This is a genomic window from Rhizobium sp. SVR5-9E (assembly GCF_056755095.1).
This window is the reverse complement of sequence record NZ_JBNDHS010000050.1, coordinates 25017-46462: the sequence shown is the minus strand read 5'-3', so window position 1 is coordinate 46462 and position 21446 is coordinate 25017. Positions and strand designations below refer to the sequence as shown.

The window sequence follows — 21446 nt, the reverse complement described above, 5'->3', positions numbered from 1 at the left end:
AATGTCAGCAGCCTGACAACTCCGTCAAACAACATACGCACCCCCAACAAACTCCGCACCTGCCGCCTTCATCAACCGATCAGTCGCCTCGATGTTCGATCCGGTCGTCACATGGATGAACGAGTGGCTTGCATTCAGTCAGCGACGCGGCCCATTGCCGGATCGTCCGAATAGGTTCGACGCTTGCGAAATATACCGGTCAGTCCCCAATCGGAAAATTTCACGCATAGCTTGCATTGTCAACATAGATTTCGTGCTTGTTACCCATCCTGCGGCCGCCATTGTCGGGTCCTGCAGAGCCTGCGCGTTTTCAGGGGTGACGGCGTCATCCGACAAAGAAACGACTTTCCCCTTGAAGGTACCATAACGTGTGAAAGGGAAGGCGTCGGCCTTAATCGTCACTCATTGCCCTCATGGACGAACCCGATCTCCCCATGAGGGCATAAGCGCATCGACGACAAGCTCGGCTTCATCGGAAACAAGAACCCATCAGTGTCTGTCCCGCGCCGACCACCTGGCCGGCGCTGGAGGCGGAAAGCTGCTGTACGGTTCCGCTTCCGGTCGTCTCAGAAATACTGCTGCAGCGGACGGACTTCGAGGCTTCCTGCCCTCAGGGCCTTGATCGCCTGTGCGGCGGCTTCCGCGCCGGCCATGGTCGTATAGTAGGGCACCTTCTGCATCAGCGTGGCGCGACGGAGCGATTTGGAGTCGGAAATCGCCTTGGTGCCATCCGTCGTGTTGATCACGAGCTGGACCTGGCGGTTGCGGATCGCGTCCTCGATGTGCGGACGGCCCTCCAGAACCTTGTTGATCTTCGTCGCCTCGATGCCGTTTTCGCCGAGGAAGCGGGCGGTGCCGCCGGTGGCCAGCACCTTGAAGCCTTCGCCGACCAGAACGCGGATCGCCGGCAGGACGCGCGGCTTGTCCTCGTCACGGACGGAGACGAAAACCGTCCCGTCGCGCGGCAGTTCGACGCCGGCGCCGAGCTGCGACTTGGCAAAAGCAAGCGCGAAGTCGGTGTCGAGTCCGATGACTTCGCCGGTCGAGCGCATTTCAGGGCCGAGCAGCGTATCGACGCCGGGGAAGCGGGCGAACGGGAAGACGGCTTCCTTGACGGCGATGTGCTTCAGCGCGCGCGGATCGGGCTTTTCGCCGTAGGCGGCAAAAGTCGCATCCAACTTCTCGCCGGCCATGACGCGGGCGGCGATCTTGGCGATCGGCGCGCCGATGGTCTTGGCGACGAAGGGAACGGTACGCGAGGCGCGCGGGTTGACTTCGAGAACGTAGACCGTGCCATCCTTGATGGCGAACTGGACGTTCATCAGGCCACCGACATTCAGCGCCTTCGCCATGGCCTTTGCCTGACGTTCCAGCTCGTCGAGTAGGTCCGTCGAGAGCGAGCGCGGCGGCAGCGAGCAGGCGCTATCGCCCGAGTGGATGCCCGCCTCCTCGATGTGTTCCATTATGCCGGCGACATAAACATCCGTACCGTCGGACAGGCAGTCGACGTCGACTTCGATGGCGTTGGTCAGGTAGCTGTCGAAGAGCAGCGGGTTCTTGCCGAGGAGCGTGTTGATCTGGCCGGTCTTGTCGTTCGGATAGCGCTGCTTGATGTCTTCCGGCACCAGTTCCGGAACGGTGTCGAGCAGATAGCTCTGCAACTGACCTTCCGAATGGATGATCTGCATGGCGCGGCCGCCGAGCACGTAGGAGGGGCGAACCACCAGCGGGAAGCCGATCTCGGCGGCGACAAGGCGGGCCTGTTCGACAGAGTAGGCGATGCCATTGTTCGGCTGGTTGAGATCGAGCTTCATCAGAAGCTTCTGGAAGCGGTCGCGGTCTTCGGCGAGGTCGATCATGTCGGGCGCGGTGCCGAGAATCGGGATGCCGTTCTTTTCCAGGGCTTCGGCAAGCTTCAGCGGCGTCTGGCCGCCGAACTGGACGATGACACCGACAACTTCGCCGTTTTCCTGCTCCGCGCGCAGGATCTCGATCACGTCTTCGGCCGTCAGCGGCTCGAAATAGAGGCGGTCGGAGGTGTCGTAGTCGGTCGAAACCGTCTCCGGGTTACAGTTGATCATGATCGCTTCGTAGCCCGCATCCTTCAGCGCGAAGGCGGCATGGCAGCAGCAATAGTCGAATTCGATGCCCTGGCCGATGCGGTTCGGGCCGCCGCCGAGGATGACGACCTTCTTGCGGTCGGAGACCTGTGCCTCGGAGCGCGCGGCGCCGACGAACGGCGTCTCATAGGTGGAGTACATGTAGGCGGTCGGCGAGGCGAACTCGGCCGCGCATGTGTCGATGCGCTTGAAGACCGGGCGGACGTTCAGGCTGTTGCGAAGCTCGGCCACTTCCTTCGGGCGCTTGGCCGTCAGCGTCGCAAGGCGGGCATCGGAGAAGCCCATGGCCTTCAGCATGCGCAGGTTTGCGGCGTCGGTCGGCAGGCCATGCTCGCGAATGCGGGCTTCCATATCGACGATCGCCTTGAACTGGGCGATGAACCAGGGGTCGATCTTGGAGCCTTCGTGAACTTCGGCCTCGCTCATGCCCTGGCGCAGCGCCTGGGCGACCATGCGCAGGCGGTCCGGCGTCGGCGTGCCGATCGCCGCGCGGATGGCGTTCTGGCTGGGCTCGCCTTCTTCCATGTCCGGAATTTCGATTTCGTCGAGACCGGTAAGTCCGGTTTCGAGACCGCGCAGCGCCTTCTGCAGCGATTCCGCGAAGGTGCGGCCGATCGCCATGACTTCGCCGACCGACTTCATCGCCGTCGTCAGGACCGGCGACGCGCCCGGGAATTTTTCGAAGGCAAAACGCGGGATCTTGGTGACGACGTAGTCGATCGACGGCTCGAAGGAGGCGGGCGTCGCGCCACCGGTGATGTCGTTCTCCAACTCGTCCAGCGTATAACCGACCGCAAGCTTGGCCGCGACCTTGGCGATCGGGAAGCCGGTTGCCTTGGAGGCCAGCGCGGAGGAACGCGACACGCGCGGGTTCATCTCGATGACGACAAGCCGGCCGTCCTTCGGATTGACGGCGAACTGGACGTTCGAGCCGCCCGTCTCGACGCCGATCTCGCGCAGCACCGCAATCGAGGCGTTGCGCATGATCTGGTATTCCTTGTCGGTCAGCGTCAGCGCAGGCGCGACGGTGATCGAGTCGCCGGTGTGGACGCCCATCGGGTCGATGTTTTCGATCGAGCAGATGATGATGCAGTTGTCCGCCTTATCGCGGACGACTTCCATTTCAAATTCCTTCCAGCCGAGGACCGACTCCTCGATCAGGACTTCGGTGGTGGGAGAAGCATCGAGGCCGCCCCCGACGATATCGAAGAATTCCGAGCGGTTATAGGCAATGCCGCCGCCGGTGCCGCCGAGCGTGAAGGAGGGACGGATGATAGCCGGCAGGCCGACATGATCGAGCGCCTGCGCGGCAATCGCCATCGCATGGTTCAAATAGCGCTGCTTGCGGTCGCTTTCGCCGAGGTTCCACTGGTTTTCCAACTCGTCCAGTGCGGTATCGAGGTCCGGGCCGGAGAGGCTTTCGCGCAGCTTGGCGCGCTGGGCCTCATGCGTCTTGCGGTCGGCATCCTTGATGTCGGTGGCGTTTGCGAGCATCGAGCGCGGCGTTTCCAGGCCAATGCGAACCATGGCTTCGCGGAAGAGGGCGCGGTCTTCGGCCATGTCGATTGCCGCAGGCTTGGCGCCGATCATCTCGACATTGTAGCGGTCGAGCACGCCCATGCGCTTCAGCGAGAGGGCGGTGTTGAGCGCCGTCTGGCCGCCCATGGTCGGCAGCAGCGCGTCCGGACGCTCCTTGGCGATGATCTTGGCAACGACCTCAGGCGTGATCGGCTCGACATAGGTTGCGTCCGCAAGGCCCGGATCGGTCATGATCGTCGCCGGGTTGGAATTGACGAGGATGACGCGATAGCCTTCCTCCTTCAGCGCCTTGCAGGCCTGGGTGCCGGAATAGTCGAATTCGCAGGCCTGGCCGATGACGATCGGTCCCGCGCCGATGATGAGAATCGATTTGATGTCTTGGCGCTTCGGCATGGGCGATATCCGTTTCTAGCTGCGCAAAAAGCCGGCCAGGGTGGGAGGGCACCGGGTCGGGTCGCGCATTGAGGGTCTTTTCAGGCTAGAAGCGGCTTATAGGCAAATGCTTCCGCAAACGGAACCCCATAAATCACGGAATCGACAGGAATTCGAGGGACAGCAAAGCCATGGCGATTTTGATTGCCAATCATAGTCATCAAATTGGGTGCCTCCGCGCCGCCGCCACGGCGAAATTTCCATATGACTCAATCATGACGAGAGTTTTCGCAGGATCTTTGCGAGAATCTTAAGAGGCGTTGCTGATACTGATTGTCATGCGAGATGTCGACGGATGTAATCAGCAATGAACAAGGAACTGAGACGTGCACGGCTGATGCTGTTCGCTGCAGCGTTATTAGTCAATCTCGGTATGATCTTGGCTTTGCCTTTTACGACTATCTCCATCGATGTAAATTCGTTCGGGTTGTTCTATGCACTCGCAGTGTTGCTCTCGGCAATGTGCCGTTATTGCCGCTGGCGCATGATGAATAAAATGGCCTTGATACTCGAAGTGCAGTACGTGACGATAATTCTCTCGACTGCATTGCTAATATGCACATACATCTTCGTTTCGTCCGGCCATCCACTGGCAGACGAGTGGCTTCTCGATGTCGACAGAGCGTTGGGATTTGATTGGCTTGCATTCGTTCAAGCCGTGGATTCGAACGCTTTACTGGCGCGCCTGTTGTTTGCCGCCTATGTCTCGTTCGGCTATCAACTGATGATTTTGCCGCTGCTGTTGATCATGTTCGATGAGCCAGAGCGAGCTTATGGAATGATAATCTGCTTTGCGCTCGCTTGCAGCATTTCCGGTTTTATCTCGATCTGGACACCCGCACTCAGCGCCTACTCCGTCCTTGCGGTTGATCCCACGCAATTGCGGAACATCAACCCACACTTTGGTTATGCTTTCCTTGAGCAGTTCAACGCAGTCCGGAGTGGCATGCCTTTTGTCGTGCGGGCCAACGAAGTCGAGGGCATTCTTACCTTTCCGTCATGCCATGTGGCCGTCGCCTGCATTTGTGCGTGGGCAGCGTGGAGGAACAGAGTGCTGCGGTATCCGGTTGCAATTCTAAACTTCGCAATGGCCATTTCTGCGATTTCTCACGGCAGTCACTATCTCGCCGATGTGATCGCCGGGACTGGGGTGGCCGGAGTTTCGATTGCCCTCGCTTGTTTCGGGATCTTCGGCAGGCGCGGCGTCAAAACGGCCGGCCATCAAGCACTTGAGCAAGCTCGGTGAGCGAAGCCGGAGGACCACCAAACTCATCAGGAGTGATACGGCTGCATCCATTGTCGGCATAGGCGCCGTCGTCGCGTTTCGCCCACGTCCAAGGCTCTTCGCATGAGCCTTCTGGAATTCACGTTCTGCCCGGATATATAGACCCTTCTAGGGTAGACAAGCGCATGCCGGGGAGAGTTCAGATGGAATGGAGAGGCCGTCGTCAGTCGAACAATGTCGAGGATCGCCGTGGAGATCCGTCGCCCGGCGGATTGGGCCGTAATCCGTTCGGCCGCGGCGGCGGCTTCAGTTTTCCGTCCGGAGGCGGCGTAGGCCGCAGGGGAGGCGGGCTTTCCATCGGCACCATCATCTTCCTCGTCGTGATCTATCTGCTCTTCAAGGCTATGGGCATCGATCTGTTGCAGGTTATCGACGGCGGAATGACGGGCGGCACCGGCTATGAGCAAAGCCAATCGGAAGGAAGCAGCCCGCCTGCGAATGACGAGATGACGGCCTTCATGCGGACAGTGCTGGCCGAGACAGAGGATACCTGGAACGGGATCTTTCAGGCGCAGGGCAGGCAATACGAAGAGCCTCCCCTGGTGCTCTTTGCCGAGGCGACGCAGTCAGGCTGCGGCTTCGCATCCGCAGCGACCGGGCCGTTCTATTGCCCTGTTGATCGCAAGGTCTATCTCGACACGGCTTTCTTCGAGGAGCTCAGCAGCAGGTTCGGCGCTTCCGGCGACTTTGCCGAGGCCTATGTCGTGGCCCACGAGGTCGGCCACCATGTTCAGAACCTGCTGGGAATCCTGCCGAAATTCAACGAGGCGCGCCAGCGCATGAGCGAAGCCGATGCCAACAAGATTTCGGTGCGCGTCGAACTGCAGGCCGATTGCTTCGCGGGCATCTGGGGCAAGTTTACCCAGCAGAAGGGCATTCTCGAAGCCGGCGATCTTGAGGAAGCGTTGAACGCCGCCCAGCAGATCGGCGACGATACCCTGCAGAAACGCAGCCAGGGCTATGTCGTGCCGGAGAGCTTCAATCACGGCACTTCGGAGCAACGCGTGCGCTGGTTCAAGCGCGGTTTCGAGAGCGGCCAGCTCGCCGCCTGCGACACCTTCTCCGGCCCGATCTGAGCGAAATGGCTTTGCTCCTCGCCGGCCTTTGGCTCTGAGGCCGGCAAGGGCAAGGATCTATTTTTCGCTATCCATGTGCTTCAATTCCGCATCCGGGTAGCGTGCGCCTGCTGCGGCATCCTTCGGCACAGCGCGTCCGATCGCTGCCATATCGTCCGGCGAAAGCTGGACGGCCCGTGAACCAAGCGCTTCTGTCAGCTGGTCACGGCGGCGGGCGCCCAGGAGCGGGACGATGTCCTTGCCTTGGGCGGCAACCCAGGCGATTGCGATCTGCGCGATCGAGACCTGCTTTGCTCCGGCGACTTTCCGGAGTTCTTCGACGAGCGCCAGATTGCGGTCGACATTGCCCTCCTGGAAACGCGGACTGAAAGTCCGGAAATCGCCTTTGCCGCTTCCCTGACCCTTCTGCCAGTGGCCGCTGATCAGACCGCGGGAAAGGACGCCGTAAGCGGTGATCGAAATACGAAGCTCGCGGCAGACGGGCAGGATTGCATCCTCGATGCCGCGCGAAATCAGCGAATATTCGATTTGCAGATCGGCAATCGGATGGACGGCGGCCGCCCTGCGGATTGTATCGGCGCCGACTTCCGAAAGACCGATATGCCTGATGTAACCGGCCTTGATCATGTCGCCGATGGCGCCGACAGTCTCTTCGATCGGAACATTCGGGTCGAGGCGGGCAGGGCGGTAGATATCGATGTAGTCGACGCCGAGACGCTGCAGCGAATAAGCGACGAAGTTCTTGAGCGCCGCAGGGCGGCAATCATAGCCAGTCCAGGCGCCCTGCGGATCGCGCAGCGCTCCGGTCTTGACGCTGATCACCACGTCTTCGCGTTTGCGGCCTTTCAGCGCTTCGCCGATCAGCATCTCGTTGTGGCCCATACCGTAAAAATCGCCCGTATCCAGCAGGTTCACGCCCGCATCGAGCGCCGCATGGATAGTGGCGATGGCTTCCGCGCGGTCCGAGGGCCCATACATGCCGGACATGCCCATGCAGCCGAGGCCGATGGCGGATACTTCCGGTCCTGTCTTTCCCAAGCGATAGGTCTGCATTTCTCTCTCCTTCTCGAATGCCGAACGACACCCTTGAAAGTGCTTCTACGCGAGGCTGGCTTGTGCGAAAATCCGGATAACTCAGAACAGGCTGTACGGAAAAGCGCACAATGGATGATTTGCCTCTCAGTGATCTGGACGCCTTCGCGGCCATTGCAAGGGAGCGCAGCTTTCGCGCGGCTGCCCGAAAACGTGGTGTCTCGCCTTCCTCTCTCAGCGATTCCCTCCGGCGTCTCGAAGAGCGCCTTGGCGTGCGCCTTCTCAACCGGACGACGCGTAGCGTGACACCCACGGAGGCAGGCGAGAGATTGCTGGAGCGGCTTGCGCCGGCGCTTGGCGAGGTCGCCTCGGCGCTCGGCCAGCTCGACAATTTTCGCGACAGCCCGGCCGGGACGCTGCGTCTCAACGTACCAACGATCGCGGCAAAGCTTTTCATGTCCGATTTTGCCAATCGGTTCCTGCTTCGCTATCCGCAGATCACCCTCGAAGTGATTGCCGAAGACAGCTTCATCGACGTGCTTGCCGCTGGTTACGACGCAGGCATCCGTTATGACGAGCGACTGGAGCGCGACATGATCGCCGTGCCGATCGGCCCGCGCCGCCAGCGCTATATAACGGCCGCTTCACCTGGCTATCTCGAAAGACGGGGCGTGCCGCGACACCCGAAGGAACTCCTGGGGCATGACTGCATCCGCCACCGCTTCCTCAGCGGCGCCACGGTCGGCTGGGAATTCGAGCGCGGAGAGGAAAGGCTGGTGATCTCGCCTTCCGGCCCGCTGGTGGCCAATGCCATCGAGATGGAGGTCAGCGCGGCCATCGCCGGTCTCGGCGTCATTCGCACTTTCGAGGAAGCGCTCGCGCCGGCTATAGCGCGCGGCGAACTCGTGCCGGTCCTTGAAGAGTGGGTTACGGAATTCTCCGGACCCTTCCTTTACTACGCCAGCCGCAGGCACATGCCATCCGCTCTGCGCGCCTTCGTCGATTTCGTGAAGCGGGAGCAACGTCTGTCCGACGTAAACCCGGCCGCCACCCGTTAGGAGCCGCTACTGTTCCGGCTGCGGTGTCTCGGCGATTTCGACCGCGGCCCTTGGCGCCCGTCCCAGAATTTGCCGCGCGCCCTTTGACGAAAAGGGTTGCGAGAGCTGCGCCCAAAAGCCTTCGGATATCCGCCCGCTGATGCCGATATCGATCGAGGAAGGCCGGGGCGGATTGAAATAGGTGCCGAAAAGCTGATCCCATAGGACCAGGTTTTCTCCGTAGTTGGTGTTTCCTTCGGCAAGAATCCGGGAGTGGTGCCAGCGATGGAGCCGGGGTGTGCTGAAGACGTAGTCGAGAGGACCTGTTCGCACATCGAGATTGCAGTGCGTCAGGAGGCCGATGAAAGCCGTGACGGCGCCGATCCACAGGAAGACGGGCAGGGGCGCACCTATCAGGTAGAGCGGCGCCTGGCTGAGTGCGATCTTGAACAAGGAATCGACGATGTGGAACCGGCCAGTATTCACGACCCAGAGCCGCCCGACACTGTGATGCAGCGCGTGGAACCGCCAGATGAAAAGATTTTTATGCGCGACGCGGTGGGCGACATAAAGGCCGAGTTCGGCGACGACGAGCCCGAGGATCACTTGCAGCATCAGCGGCCAGTCATTCGGCCAGATGGGAAAGGGCGCGCTCCAGAACGACTTGGCGAGCGTTGCAGCCCCCATCGGCGCCGTCACGCCGATGGCCGCGACAAGCTGCACGCCCCCCTTACTCAGCAGCGTATGGGCGATGTCGTTGAACGTTTCTCCATCCTTGGAGAGCCAGCTTCGCTCGTAAGGCATGAGGCGTTCCGCAAAGCCGATGAGAGCGACGATGGAGAGATAGACGACATTGAACCAGAAGAGCGGGGCCGACGACCGGAAGGCGAAATCGGCCCCCACAAGACCGAGCACCAAGAACATCGGCCACAGCAACCGCGACATTGTCGAGTAGAGGATGCCCTTGCCGTCCGCTGCCATTCGCCGCTTTCTTCAACCTCGTTGCGGGGATCAGTCTATAGCGCGCAACGGCAAGCGGCGTCCATGGCGTTTGGCCATACCTCGTGCGCAAGGCACAAAAATTTGTGCTTGATTGGGTCCACCGCATCGATCGACAGCGCCTTCGTCTATTTCGTGAAAGAGCAGCGCGCACGGCTTGATTCCCATATTGTTCCGCCCGTGCATCAATTTCGCTGGCGTCTTGATCAAAAACTTTGAAATGTTCACGTATTGTTTCACTTTTTGGCCTTGGCTATGTAACATTCCTGGCGATGAGATCGTCTTTCCAGAAAGCAGTCCTCTCAAGAGATGTTTTCATGCTTGATCCGAAATTCGTTCGCCGCGGGCTTTTCCTCGTTTTCATGATCCCTCTTTCTGGATGTGATCGGTATTGCGATCATCATGCCGGTGCTGCCCGCCTACCTCGAGGAACTGACGGGCGGCACCGTCAGCGATGCGGCGCTTGACGGCGGCTGGTTGCTGGTCGTCTACGCCGCCATGCAGTTCCTGTTCGCACCGTTCCTTGGCAACCTCAGCGACCGTTTCGGCCGCCGCCCGATCCTGCTTCTGTCGGTGCTGACCTTTGCGATCGACAATTTCATCTGTGCGGTCGCCGCCAGCTTCTGGATGCTCTTCGTCGGCCGGGCGCTTGCCGGCTTCAGCGGCGGCAGCTTTGCCACCTGCTCGGCCTATATCGCCGACATCAGCAATGACGAGAATCGCGCCAAGAACTTCGGCCTGATCGGCATCGCCTTCGGCGTCGGCTTCACCATCGGCCCGGTCATCGGCGGCCTCCTCGGCGAATTCGGCCCGCGCGTTCCATTCCTGGGCGCGGCTCTGCTTTCCTTCCTCAACTTCGCCGCAGCCTATTTCCTTCTGCCGGAAACGCTCGACGCGAAACATCGGCGAACCTTCGAGTGGAAGCGGGCCAATCCTCTGGGGGCGCTGAAACAGATGCGCAACTATCCGGGCATCGGCTGGATCGGCGCCGTCATGTTCCTCTTCTGGTTGGCGCATTCCGTCTATCCCGCCGTCTGGTCCTTCGTTTCCACCTACCGCTACGGCTGGAGCGAGGGCCAGATCGGTCTTTCGCTCGGCATCTATGGCATCGGTGCTGCCCTCGTTATGGGGCTTATCCTGCCGAAGATCGTGCCGGTGCTCGGCGAGCGGAGGACCGCGGTCGTCGGCCTCTCCTTTTCGGTCATCGGCCTGACGGGCTATGCTTTCGCTTGGGAGGGATGGATGGTCTACGTGGTCATCATCATGACCGTCATGGAAAACCTGGCCGATCCGCCGCTTCGCAGCATAGCCGCTGGCAAGGTTCCGCCATCGGCGCAGGGCGAGTTGCAGGGCGCGTTGACCAGCCTCACCAGCATCACGACCATTGTCGGCCCTCTTATCTTTACGCAGCTGTTCGGCTATTTCACCGGGCCGGATGCCCCGGTGACTTTTGCCGGCGCTCCCTATCTGCTGGCCGCATTCTTTATTCTCAGTGCGGCTTTGGTCTTCCTCGCGAAGGTCAGGACCGGAAAACCTGCGGAAGCCCTGGAGGCGCCGGCGGAGTGAGCCATCAAATTCCGTGATCCGGTGATGAATTTTTCATCATTTGCCTGTTTTGGGATGGTTCTTCGTAAGGCTTTGATCTAAGGCGCGGTGTTACTTTGCCGCTAGCTGCGGCCGGAAGTGATTCAGCCACGACGGGAATGGCTCTGATGGACGCGCCGATCGACGTGCACAGGCTTGTGCCGCAAACCGACAATCGCTGGAGTGCGCATTTCCGCGCCACGCTGGCGCTCGGCATTCCCTTCATCGGCGCGCAGCTTGCCCAGCTCGGCATCAACACGACGGACGTGATGATCGTCGGCCGCCTCGGCGCCGAAAATCTGGCGGCCATGGTGCTTTCGGCGCAGTTTCTGTTCACCATCCTCATTTTCGGCTCGGGCTTTTCCATCGCGGTCATCCCGATGGTCGCACAGGCTTATGGCCGGGGCGATACCGTCACAGTGCGCCGGTCGATCCGCATGGGTCTTTGGGTGGTCACAGCCTATTGGCTCGTCATGCAGCCAGCCTTCTTCTATGCGGAGGATATACTGCTCGCCGCCGGTCAGAAGCCGGAAGTGGCGAAGCTTGCGCACGGCTATATCCTGATCGGCCATTTCGGCCTGCTGCCGGGGCTTCTTTACAATGTCATGCGCGCGCTCGTCAGCGCGATCGGCAAGGCCGCCGTCGTTCTGAACGTGACGATTGTCATGCTGGTGATGAACGCGATCTTCGCCTATTGCCTCGTTCTTGGTCATTTCGGGTTTCCGGCGATGGGTCTCGAAGGTGCCGCGATCGTTTCCGTCGCGGTGCAGACCGCGGGCTTCTTCTTCATCCTCGCCTATGTGCAGATAAGAGAGGAGACGCGGCGCTACGAAATCCTCGTGCGCTTCTGGCGGCCGGATTGGCATGCGCTGTGGGATGTCGCCCGCCTCGGCCTTCCGATCAGCGTGACCATCCTTGCCGAAGTCAGCCTGTTTACCGCGGCCTCGCTGCTGATGGGCCATATCGGCACGATCGAGCTTGCGGCGCACGGCATTGCGCTCCAATGGGCCTCCATCGCTTTCATGATCCCGCTTGGGCTGAGCCAGGCGGCGACGGTGCGCGTCGGCATTGCCCACGGCCAGGGGGATCACCGCGCCCTGGTACGGGCGTCGATCGCCGTGCTGATCATTGCCGCGGCGATCGCGGCGATCGGCGGTATCCTGTTTGCAATCATGCCGGAGTTCTTCGCGCGCTGGTTCCTCGACGTCAGCCGGCCGGAAGCGCCGCAGGTGCTCGCCTATGCCGGTCCGCTGATCATCATTGCCGGTCTCTTCCAGCTGGTCGACGGCCTGCAGGCGATCGCCAACGGTTTGCTCCGCGGGCTCAAGGATGCGCGTGTGCCGATGATCATGGCGCTGATCGCCTACTGGCCGATCGGCTTCTTCCTCGCCTGGCTCTTTGCCTTCCCGTTCGGTTTCGGCGGGGTCGGCATCTGGTTCGGCTTCCTCGTCGGTCTGGCGGCGGCAGCGGTCATGCTATGCGGTCGTTTCTACATTCTCGTACGCCGCGAGTCGTAGGCCTGTGCCACTGATGGTTCAAGCTGGCGTGTTTGGCTGTCCGCCTGAGCCGAGATGAAAAACGCCCGGACCGATCTCGCCTTTTACCTGTGTCGACACAACCGGTAGCGTAGCTATTGCGGCGCTCCACGCATGACGGCGCCAGAGCGATACAAACACCCGGCGCGCTGGCGTCTCGATGCATTCGTAGCTCATCCATGCAATCAACAGCGCCGCGCCGAGCGCCGAGGGAATGACGATCGATATCGGTAGAATGCCTGACAAAGCATTTGCCATCAGGAACATCACCGGGACGTGGAAGAGATAGAGCGAAAAGCTGATTTTTCCGAGGAAACGCATGGGTGGCGCAGCGAACAGCGTAGCTGAGATCGGGTGTTCAACCGAGACGACCAGCACGGCGAGGGCGCCGGCGAAGGCAGGTTCAAGCCCCCAGGCATTGTCGTTTGTCGGAAACACGTGGTTCGAGACGAGGATGAAGAACGGCAGTGTCAGGGCCATTATGCCCATCGAACGGCCCGGTGGTTGTTTGTCCAGGATAGAATACAGCCTACCGGCTGCTGTGCCGAGCAGGAAGAAGGCAAGCTTCGATAGCAACAGGATACCAGGGCCGGGAAAACCAAGAAGCGCGTTGACGGCCAAGAGGCCTGCCATCAGCATGCCGAGCGCCTGGTAGCGCTTGCGATCGCTGAAGAACAGCCAGATCAGCGGGAAGAGCAGATAGAACTGGATTTCGGGCGGAATTGACCAGAGCACACCGCTCGATCCAAGTAGGACGATGTGTCGAATGATCTCCGTCGGGCCATGGATCGGATTGATGAATTCGAAGCCCGGAATGCTGGACAGAACGACAACGACGACGACCGCCACCAGATAGACCGGATAGATGCGGGAGAAGCGGCTGACCAGGAAATCGGAGACCGCCTTGCGACTGATCGGCCTCTCGCCGTAGAGATAGGCCATCAGGAAGCCGCTGAGCGAGAAGAAGATTGCAACGGCGCGTCCGCCGATACCACCGATCATCAGATGGCCGAGCGACGGAAAGATCAGATCCATGTGGGAAAACACGACCGCAGCCGCAGCGATGCCGCGCAAGCCGTCCAGGCTCGGTATATGCTTTTTCTCTTGCATAGATTGCATCCCAGGCGAAGGTCGGCTTCAGTCCTGAGAGTCTGTCTTAGAAGAGCGTCCTTAAATTGCAATTAACGCGTTCGGCGAGAAAAATAACAAGGGCACACGTCTAGTCGCGAACGCCCTTGCCGGTCTTAGATCAGCGCTCGGCGAGAGATTCCTCGCCCTTTTTCGCGCGCACCATGTTGATGAAGCGGCGGAAGAGGTAGTGGCTGTCCTGCGGGCCGGGCGAGGCTTCCGGGTGATGCTGCACCGAGAAGATCTGCTTGCCGCTGACGCGCAGGCCGCAATTGGTGCCGTCGAACAGCGAAACGTGAGTCTCCTCAACGCCTTCCGGCAGCGACTTCGTGTCAACCGCGAAGCCGTGGTTCATGGAGACGATCTCGACCTTGCCCGTCGTATGGTCCTTCACCGGATGGTTGGCGCCGTGATGGCCCTGGTGCATCTTTTCGGTCTTGGCGCCCAGCGCGAGGCCGAGCATCTGGTGGCCGAGGCAGATGCCGAAGACGGGGATGTCGGTCTTGATCAACTTCTGGATGACCGGCACTGCATATTCGCCGGTTGCCGCCGGGTCACCCGGGCCGTTCGACAGGAAGATGCCGTCCGGCTGCATGGCGAGCACATCGTCGGCGCTGGTCGTCGCCGGCACCACCGTGACCTTGCAGTCGAGGCCGGCGAAGAGGCGCAGGATGTTGCGCTTGACGCCGTAGTCGAGGCAGACGACGTGATACTTGGCGTCGCTAGCCGCGAGTTCGCCGTAGCCCTCGTTCCACACCCATGGTGTCTGCGCCCACTGCGAGGACTGGCCGGAAGAGGCGATCTTGGCGAGGTCGAGGCCTTCAAGACCGCTCCACGCCTTGGCTTCCGCCTTCAGCGTGTCGACGTCGAAAACGCCGTTCGGGTCATGGGCGATGACGGCGTTCGGCGAGCCGTTTTCGCGGATCCAGGCGGTCAAGGCGCGCGTGTCGACGCTCGCGAGGCCGATGATGCCGCGGGCTTTCAGCCAGGCGTCGAGATGCTTGGCCGCGCGGTAGTTGGAAGGCTCGGTCATATCCGCCTTGAAGATGACGCCGACTGCGCCGTGGCGCGCTGCAGGCGCTAGGTCTTCGATATCTTCGTCATTGGCGCCGACATTGCCGATGTGGGGGAAGGTGAAGGTGACGATCTGGCCGAGATAGGAAGGGTCCGTCAGGATCTCCTCGTAACCGGTCAGGGCCGTGTTGAAGACCACCTCGGCCTGCACCTTGCCGGTGGCGCCGATGCCCTTGCCTTCAATCACGGTTCCATCTGCCAGAACGAGCAGGGCAGTCGGCTTGTCGGTTGTCCAGGGTGCTGTTGCGGTCATCTTCTTCCCGTTTCCGGCAGCTCTCGACGTCTTGGGCCGTCGCCAGAGTGCCATTTGTGTTGGCAAGCGTATGGGCGCAGGTTGTCGCCGCGCGTCTCAGGCCTGATCACGAATTTTGGTGCAGGTGGCGGTAGATAGCCGCGCTCTGCTCTTGCGTCAATCTTTCTAGCGCGAATCGGCGGCCTTTTCCTGCGCTTCGTGCGGGAAATCGCGCAATTTATTTGATCGCTGCCATCCGGCTGGTTTATGAAGCGCCATTCAACAGGAGTGAAATCAATGCTGCGCGATCAGCTCGCCACTGCCCTCAAGGACGCGATGAAATCCAGGAATGCCGAGCGGCTTTCGACCGTCCGCCTCATCCAGGCGGCGATCAAGGACCGCGATATCGCCAACCGCGGTTCCGGCAAGAACGAGGCTTCGGATGAGGAGATTCTGCAGATCCTCGCCAAGATGGTGAAGCAGCGCGACGAATCGGCGAAGATCTATGAAGAGAACGCCCGGCCGGAGCTCGCCGCCAAGGAACGCGCGGAGGTAGTGGTCATCCAGGACTTTTTGCCTAGGCAGCTTTCCGATTCGGAAGTGCGCGCCAATATCTCTGCCATTATCGCGGAAACCGGTGCGGAAGGCCCGAAGGATATGGGCAAGGTGATGGCTGTTCTCAAGGAGCGTTATGCCGGCCAGATGGACTTCGCCAAGGCCTCCGGCACCGTCAAGGAACTGCTGAAATAGTCTTGAAAGGCGCTAACGGCCGAGCACTGTCTCGGTCGCGGCATCGACGATCGCGAATTTCGCGGCCTGATAGTTCACGTATTCAAGAATGAAGCCGCGCGAAAGCCAGAGATCGCCTTTGCGCGGCGGCTCTTCCCAGCCAATGCTTCCCATTTCAGCGGCATGCGAAAGCAGGCGCTTCAGGTGCGTGTTCGAAATCATGAACTGCGCGCGGATTTCGCCGAGTGATACGGGGCCGACCGACATGCGTTCCTTTGACCGGTCGAACCCCGGCAGGCGCGTCATCAGATAATCCATGATCAGCCCCCCGGAATTCGCCCAGTTGAAAAGATTGAAGGTCCGGCCGGGGTCACGCACCGCCTCGGTCCCGATGAACGCCTTGGCGATCATCGGTTGAATTTTACCGAAGACCGAAGGGTCCGAGCCGACCTGCGCGAGCCGGGTTCCGCCATCAAGGCCGTCGAGAACGAGCAGATGGGCGTGCAGCCACTTCAGAAAATGGTGCTCAGCCGTTTCGGTTGGTTCAAGCAGCCTTGTGCGCCGATCGCTCTGTCCGCTGACCGTCCTCAGGTAGCGATAGACCAGCATTTCCTGCACGAAGGCTGCAGCGGTGTTGCGGCTGGCGATCTTGTTGCCGACGACGAATTCGACAAAGCGGCCGGAATACAGGCCCTTCTTCGTGTCATCGGGATAGCCGTAATGCAGCCCAAATCCGGCATGTGCCATGAGCCATCGTTGCTGCGAAGCAAAGATCGACGCAATACGCGGACTGTCCCGGTAGATCGTAAGCATCTCATTTGCGCACAGTAGTACTGCTTCAAAAAAACGCTCATTGGATGAAAGTGTTTCGGGGCAAAAAGGCATCGGACAATCCAGACGGGTACACGTATTCCATCTGATACGAAGCTTGCGCCTGTCAATGTCACTTTTGACAAAGATGAGTAAAATTCGGAGCTGGAGTTAACCGGCAGGGTTAAAGCGTAGAATCAAAGAAGGCAGGAGCTGGGGGCGCTCCTGCCTTCTTGCACTTTGCTGTCGCTGGCAACGCAGGGCTGAGGCCCAGCCAGCGGCTTATTTGCAAAGGCACCCTTGCGAGGCGGCGCCGGGGGTAGGGATGGTGCCTCGCTCGGGGATCGCTTTGTTGAGATGGACCGTATTGCGCCGCAGCAGTGGATTCAACTTACAAAAATATAATGTTTCGGTCGCACGGCCGTCACAGGTGGCGGAAGGGACGCCAACAGTCCGTCGCAGCTATTTGTCCCCGCCCGCGACCTGTTTTTGTAAGCATTTGTATTCTTGTTGTTATTTCTCTTTAAAATACTCGCTTCGATAACGTGGAAATACGAAACAATTCGCGGCTTCGTGCACAAATGTCGCAGCGCGCGCATGCGGATGCTCACGCTTTCTTGAGTTGTATTTTTTAAAACAATCGTCAGCCACCTGTGAATAGCGCGCGTTCGCGGCAAAGTTCATGGCACGCTGCGGCAAACCTGCGTATATGATTGGGCTTGCAAGAGGTTCATATGCGCTTTTCCAATTCCTTTCTCGACGAGATACGCGACCGCGTCCAGATTTCGGATGTCATCAGCCGGCGCGTGAGCTGGGACAAGCGCAAGACAAATGTATCGCGCGGTGATTATTGGGCCTGCTGCCCTTTCCACGGCGAAAAGTCTCCGAGCTTCCACTGCGAAAACCGCAAGGGCCGTTATCACTGCTTCGGCTGTGGCGTCACAGGCGATCATTTTCGCTTTCTGACAGACCTCGAGGGCCTCAGCTTCCCCGAAGCGGTGCAGCAGATCGCCGACATGGCGGGCGTTGCAATGCCGATCGCCGATCCTGTCATGGAGCGGCGCGAGAAGGAGCGCGGCTCCCTTCTGGACGTCATGGAACTGGCGACGACGTTCTTTCAGGACCAGCTGCAGACAGCAACGGGCGCGCGGGCGCGCGCCTACCTTCGCGACCGTGGGCTGACGGGTCGCACGATCGAGACCTTCCGTCTAGGCTTTGCGCCGGACAGCCGCAATGCGCTCAAGGAGTTCCTGGCCGGCAAGGGCGTCGCCAAGGAGCAGATCGAGGCCTGCGGCCTTGTCGTTCATGGGCCGGACGTGCCGGTCAGTTACGACCGTTTCCGCGACCGCATCATGTTCCCGATCCTCTCTTCAAGAGAGAAGGTGATCGCCTTCGGCGGACGCGCCATGTCGCCGGATGCACCGGCGAAATACCTCAATTCCAATGAGACCGAGCTCTTTCACAAAGGCAACGTGCTCTACAATTTTGCGCGTGCCCGGCGGTCCATCCAAGGTGCGGACGGTGCGCAGACGATCATCGCCGTCGAAGGCTATATGGATGTCATTGCCCTGCATCAGGCAGGCGTCGAGAATGCTGTGGCGCCGCTCGGTACGGCGCTCACCGAAAACCAGCTCGAGCTGCTTTGGAAAATGACGCCGCAGCCGGTGCTCTGCTTCGATGGCGACGGCGCCGGTATCCGCGCCGCAAACCGGGCGGCGGATCTGGCACTGCCGTACCTCAAACCCGGCCGTAGCGTGCGCTTTGCGTTGCTGCCCGACGGCAAGGATCCGGACGACTTGGTGCGCCATGAGGGCCGCGCGCCTTTCGACAAGGTGATGAGCCAGGCAAAGCCGCTTGCCGAAATGCTCTGGAGCCGCGAGCTCAACACAGGCAAGTTCGATACGCCAGAGGCGCGCGCCGAACTGGAAGCGCGCCTGAAGCAGATGGTTGCCGTCATTGCCGACGAAAATGTTCGCCGCCATTATCAGCAGGATATCCGCGACAGGCTGAACGCATTCTTTCAGCCGCAGTTCCAGAACCGTGGCGGCGAGCGGCGCAGCTTCGAGCGTGGCAGTGGACCGGGCAGGCGCGGTGGACAGCAGGAGGCGCGTGGCGCGCGCATCGCCGGCGGCGGTGTTTCCGAGCGTCTCGCGCGCTCGGGCCTCGTGCATGGACATCAGGACATTCCGGCGTTGCGGGAAAGCGTGCTTGCGCTCACCATCGTCAATCATCCTGCGCTGATGCAGGACGAATACGACGAAATCGCTTCGATCGACTACGATAATCGCGAGCTTCAACGCCTCTGGTCCGGTGTGCTCGGTGCTGCGGCGGCCGTCGCCGGGCCGCATCTGACGCGCGAATATCTGATCGAGCGGCTGGAGGAGCAGGGCTTCGGGACGCTGCTGAAGAGCCTGGAGCAGCAGATCCGCAATGCACGTCTCTGGATCGCGACGGAGGAAGCCGCTATGGAGGATGCTCGCGAGGGGTATCGTCAGGCGCTTGCCTTCCACAAGCGCGCCAAGGCGCTGCGCTGGCAGAAGATCGAACTCGAACGCGAGATCGCCGAGGCGACGGAAGCCGGGGACGGCGACGTCATCGACCAGTTGATGCGCGCGCTGCAGGAAGTTCATTTCGAGGGCCTGCGGCTGGAAAACCAGGAGGCGATCATCGACGGCTTCGGCGTGCTTTCAGGGCGCGTGAAGGGCGCGGCAAGCCATTGATGGACGGCGGAGATACAGCATTTTCGGCGGGGGATGCGCTGTTCGCCGCGGAGCGCTCGCCCCTCGGCATCCTGAACCGTGTCTATGGCTATCCGGCCTTTCGCGGCAAGCAGCAACAAGTGGTCGAGCATGTCGTCTCCGGCGGCGATGCCGTCGTGCTCTTTCCGACGGGCGCCGGCAAGTCGCTCTGCTTTCAGATCCCTGCGCTCTGCCGCGAGGGTGTCGGCATCGTCGTTTCGCCGCTGATTGCGCTGATGCGCGATCAGGTGGAAGCGATGAAGCAGCTCGGTATTCGCGCCGCCGCGCTGAATTCGTCATTGTCGCGGGAGGGGTTTATCGAGGTTCGCCGCGCGCTTTCCGTCGGCAAGCTCGACCTGCTCTACGTGACGCCGGAGCGCATCCTGATGGAGGGGTTCCGCGATACGATCGGCAACTCGAAGATCGCGCTCTTCGCCATCGATGAGGCGCATTGCGTCTCCCAATGGGGACATGATTTCCGACCGGAATATCGCGAGCTCGGCAAGCTTGCGGAGCACTTTCCCGATGTGCCGCGCGTTGCGCTGACGGCGACTGCCGATCCGCACACCCGCGACGACATCGTGGAACGGCTTGGTCTGAACAATGCCAAGATTTTCACGACCAGCTTCGATCGGCCGAACATCAGCTACGAAATCGTCGAGCGCGATCAGCCGCGCCAGCAGTTGCTCCGGTTTCTGTCGGGTCACAAGGGCAATAGCGGCATCGTCTACTGCCTGTCGCGTGCCAAGGTCGAGGACACGGCCGAGTGGCTGAACGGACAAGGCATCCGGGCGCTGCCTTATCATGCCGGCATGGATCGCGCGCTTCGCGATGCCAATCAGGATGCCTTCCTGAAAGAAGACGAGCTGTGCCTGGTTGCGACCGTTGCCTTCGGGATGGGGATTGACAAGCCGAACGTGCGCTATGTGGCGCATCTCGATCTGCCGGGATCCGTCGAAGCCTATTATCAGGAGACTGGCCGCGCCGGGCGTGACGGGCTGCCGTCCGAGGTCTGGATGGCCTATGGCATGGCTGACGTCATCCAGCGGCGACGAATGATCGACGAAGGCAGCGCCGCCGATGAGATCAAGCGGGTCGAGCGATCCAAGCTTAATGCGCTGCTCGCCATCTGCGAAACGGCTTCGTGCCGCCGCCAGGCGATCCTTGCGCATTTCGGCGAGGCGCATGCCGGTAATTGCGGCAGTTGCGATACCTGCTTGAAGCCGGTCGAGACCTGGGATGGGACGGATGCGGCGATCAAGGCGCTGGCCGCCATCTATCGCACGGGCGAGCGCTTCGGCACGGGCCATGTGGTCGACGTGCTTCTCGGCAACGTCAATGAAAAGACCGAGCGCTTCGGCCACACGACCATGCCGGTCTTTGGAGCGGGCAGCGATATTCCTTCGCGGACATGGCAGTCGGTCTTCCGCCAGCTGCTGGCCATGGGGCTCATCCGCGTCGATCATGATGCGTTTGGCGCGCTGAAACTGGAAGCGGAGGCGCGTGCGGTCTTCAAGCGTGATCGCCAGGTCTTCTTCCGCAAGGATCGTCCGGCCTCCGAGCGCCGGACCAAGAAGGCGGCACAAGCCGAGAGCCGATCCGTGTTGTCGGGCGCGGACGGGGTGCTTTTCGAGGCTTTGCGCGCGGAACGGACAGCGATTGCGCGATCGCTCGGCGTGCCTCCCTATGTCGTCTTTCCCGATACGACGCTCATTGCCTTCGCGACAGAGCGGCCGCGGACACACAAGGAGCTGCTCGGCATTTCGGGTGTCGGCCAGTCGAAGCTCGAGCGCTACGGCGATGCGTTTATCGAGGTCATCCTGAGCCACGACGACTAGGGTCTTCGTCATCCCGGCTCCCGAGGGCGGTAAGAGCGCTGCAATAACGGTGTCCATCCCGGCCGTCAGACTTGCCGCCCCCGGTTGCCGCTCCTATCTCAGTTGCGGTACTTGTGCGGAGCATCGAGATGGGCGAGCTGACGGCTGACTTTTCTTCAAACCCGAGGATGGAGATCCTGCCACCCGAGCGGGAAGAAAGCTCCTCGCGGGACACGATGGTCTGTCTATGTTGTCAGCGACAGCGCTCGAGACTTTCGA

13 protein-coding genes and 1 pseudogene are annotated in these 21446 nt (G+C 60.7%); 8 read left to right on the top strand and 6 right to left on the bottom strand.

Translation table 11 applies throughout. The features are described 5' to 3' along the window. Window positions 1-566: 566 nt before the first annotated feature. Window positions 567-4052 carry a carbamoyl-phosphate synthase large subunit gene (carB, locus tag ACPYOJ_RS21230; RefSeq protein WP_481418002.1) on the bottom strand — a complete coding sequence of 1162 codons (3486 nt, stop codon included), beginning with the start codon at window positions 4050-4052 and terminating at the stop codon, window positions 567-569. A gap of 346 nt (window positions 4053-4398) precedes the next feature. Between carB and ACPYOJ_RS21225 the strand changes: the two genes are divergently transcribed. Both ACPYOJ_RS21225 and ypfJ read left to right on the top strand, forming a co-directional pair. Then, window positions 4399-5337: a phosphatase PAP2 family protein gene (locus tag ACPYOJ_RS21225; protein ID WP_481418001.1), complete on the top strand. Its 939-nt coding sequence runs from the start codon at window positions 4399-4401 to the stop codon at window positions 5335-5337. Window positions 5338-5519: 182 nt separating this feature from the next. Next, the gene (gene ypfJ, locus ACPYOJ_RS21220; protein ID WP_168830543.1) at window positions 5520-6452 is read left to right on the top strand and encodes a KPN_02809 family neutral zinc metallopeptidase; all 933 of its coding nucleotides are present in this window, start codon (window positions 5520-5522) and stop codon (window positions 6450-6452) included. A gap of 57 nt (window positions 6453-6509) precedes the next feature. On the opposite strand, the gene ACPYOJ_RS21215 is transcribed toward ypfJ, so the two are convergent. Continuing rightward, on the bottom strand, window positions 6510-7505 hold the full coding sequence (locus ACPYOJ_RS21215) for an aldo/keto reductase (RefSeq protein ID WP_481418000.1): 996 nt from the start codon (window positions 7503-7505) through the stop codon (window positions 6510-6512). 110 nt (window positions 7506-7615) lie between these two features. Here ACPYOJ_RS21215 and ACPYOJ_RS21210 point away from each other — a divergent pair, with 110 nt between their 5' ends. Continuing rightward, complete coding sequence (locus tag ACPYOJ_RS21210) at window positions 7616-8542, top strand: LysR family transcriptional regulator (RefSeq protein WP_481417999.1); 927 nt, start codon at window positions 7616-7618, stop codon at window positions 8540-8542. A gap of 6 nt (window positions 8543-8548) precedes the next feature. Here ACPYOJ_RS21210 and olsE read toward each other — a convergent pair whose 3' ends face one another. Continuing rightward, window positions 8549-9502 (bottom strand): ornithine lipid hydroxylase OlsE, encoded by a 954-nt coding sequence (gene olsE / locus ACPYOJ_RS21205; protein WP_481417998.1) that lies wholly within the window; start codon window positions 9500-9502, stop codon window positions 8549-8551. A gap of 335 nt (window positions 9503-9837) precedes the next feature. On the opposite strand from olsE, the pseudogene ACPYOJ_RS21200 reads away from it, so the two are divergent. Then, window positions 9838-11086: pseudogene (locus ACPYOJ_RS21200) on the top strand (TCR/Tet family MFS transporter). A gap of 146 nt (window positions 11087-11232) precedes the next feature. Continuing rightward, complete coding sequence (locus ACPYOJ_RS21195) at window positions 11233-12621, top strand: MATE family efflux transporter (RefSeq protein ID WP_481417997.1); 1389 nt, start codon at window positions 11233-11235, stop codon at window positions 12619-12621. Between the two features lie 18 nt (window positions 12622-12639). Here ACPYOJ_RS21195 and ACPYOJ_RS21190 read toward each other — a convergent pair whose 3' ends face one another. Both ACPYOJ_RS21190 and carA read right to left on the bottom strand, forming a co-directional pair. After that, window positions 12640-13749 (bottom strand): acyltransferase family protein, encoded by a 1110-nt coding sequence (locus tag ACPYOJ_RS21190; RefSeq protein ID WP_481417996.1) that lies wholly within the window; start codon window positions 13747-13749, stop codon window positions 12640-12642. A gap of 139 nt (window positions 13750-13888) precedes the next feature. Beyond that, the gene (carA, locus tag ACPYOJ_RS21185) at window positions 13889-15094 is read right to left on the bottom strand and encodes a glutamine-hydrolyzing carbamoyl-phosphate synthase small subunit (protein WP_481417995.1); all 1206 of its coding nucleotides are present in this window, start codon (window positions 15092-15094) and stop codon (window positions 13889-13891) included. A 276-nt stretch (window positions 15095-15370) separates the two neighbouring features. Between carA and ACPYOJ_RS21180 the strand changes: the two genes are divergently transcribed. Continuing rightward, entirely contained in the window at window positions 15371-15823 is a 453-nt protein-coding gene (locus ACPYOJ_RS21180) for a GatB/YqeY domain-containing protein (protein WP_481417994.1), read from the top strand. A 12-nt stretch (window positions 15824-15835) separates the two neighbouring features. Here ACPYOJ_RS21180 and ACPYOJ_RS21175 read toward each other — a convergent pair whose 3' ends face one another. After that, window positions 15836-16687, bottom strand: coding sequence for a hypothetical protein (locus ACPYOJ_RS21175; protein ID WP_481417993.1), 852 nt, complete (start codon window positions 16685-16687; stop codon window positions 15836-15838). A gap of 659 nt (window positions 16688-17346) precedes the next feature. Here ACPYOJ_RS21175 and dnaG point away from each other — a divergent pair. Both dnaG and recQ read left to right on the top strand, forming a co-directional pair. Then, on the top strand, window positions 17347-19332 hold the full coding sequence (gene dnaG / locus ACPYOJ_RS21170) for a DNA primase (RefSeq protein WP_481417992.1): 1986 nt from the start codon (window positions 17347-17349) through the stop codon (window positions 19330-19332). Next, window positions 19332-21188 carry a DNA helicase RecQ gene (recQ, locus tag ACPYOJ_RS21165; RefSeq protein ID WP_481417991.1) on the top strand — a complete coding sequence of 619 codons (1857 nt, stop codon included), beginning with the start codon at window positions 19332-19334 and terminating at the stop codon, window positions 21186-21188. Before dnaG ends, recQ begins: the two co-directional genes overlap by 1 nt. Window positions 21189-21446 lie beyond the last annotated feature (258 nt).

Coding starts and splice junctions, on each gene's coding strand:
- carB (WP_481418002.1), bottom strand. CDS start 4,052: ATGCCGAAGCGCCAAGACATCAAATCGATTCTCATCATCGGCGCGGGA.
- ACPYOJ_RS21225 (WP_481418001.1), top strand. CDS start 4,399: ATGAACAAGGAACTGAGACGTGCACGGCTGATGCTGTTCGCTGCAGCG.
- ypfJ (WP_168830543.1), top strand. CDS start 5,520: ATGGAATGGAGAGGCCGTCGTCAGTCGAACAATGTCGAGGATCGCCGT.
- ACPYOJ_RS21215 (WP_481418000.1), bottom strand. CDS start 7,505: ATGCAGACCTATCGCTTGGGAAAGACAGGACCGGAAGTATCCGCCATC.
- ACPYOJ_RS21210 (WP_481417999.1), top strand. CDS start 7,616: ATGGATGATTTGCCTCTCAGTGATCTGGACGCCTTCGCGGCCATTGCA.
- olsE (WP_481417998.1), bottom strand. CDS start 9,502: ATGGCAGCGGACGGCAAGGGCATCCTCTACTCGACAATGTCGCGGTTG.
- ACPYOJ_RS21195 (WP_481417997.1), top strand. CDS start 11,233: ATGGACGCGCCGATCGACGTGCACAGGCTTGTGCCGCAAACCGACAAT.
- ACPYOJ_RS21190 (WP_481417996.1), bottom strand. CDS start 13,749: ATGCAAGAGAAAAAGCATATACCGAGCCTGGACGGCTTGCGCGGCATC.
- carA (WP_481417995.1), bottom strand. CDS start 15,094: ATGACCGCAACAGCACCCTGGACAACCGACAAGCCGACTGCCCTGCTC.
- ACPYOJ_RS21180 (WP_481417994.1), top strand. CDS start 15,371: ATGCTGCGCGATCAGCTCGCCACTGCCCTCAAGGACGCGATGAAATCC.
- ACPYOJ_RS21175 (WP_481417993.1), bottom strand. CDS start 16,687: ATGCCTTTTTGCCCCGAAACACTTTCATCCAATGAGCGTTTTTTTGAA.
- dnaG (WP_481417992.1), top strand. CDS start 17,347: ATGCGCTTTTCCAATTCCTTTCTCGACGAGATACGCGACCGCGTCCAG.
- recQ (WP_481417991.1), top strand. CDS start 19,332: ATGGACGGCGGAGATACAGCATTTTCGGCGGGGGATGCGCTGTTCGCC.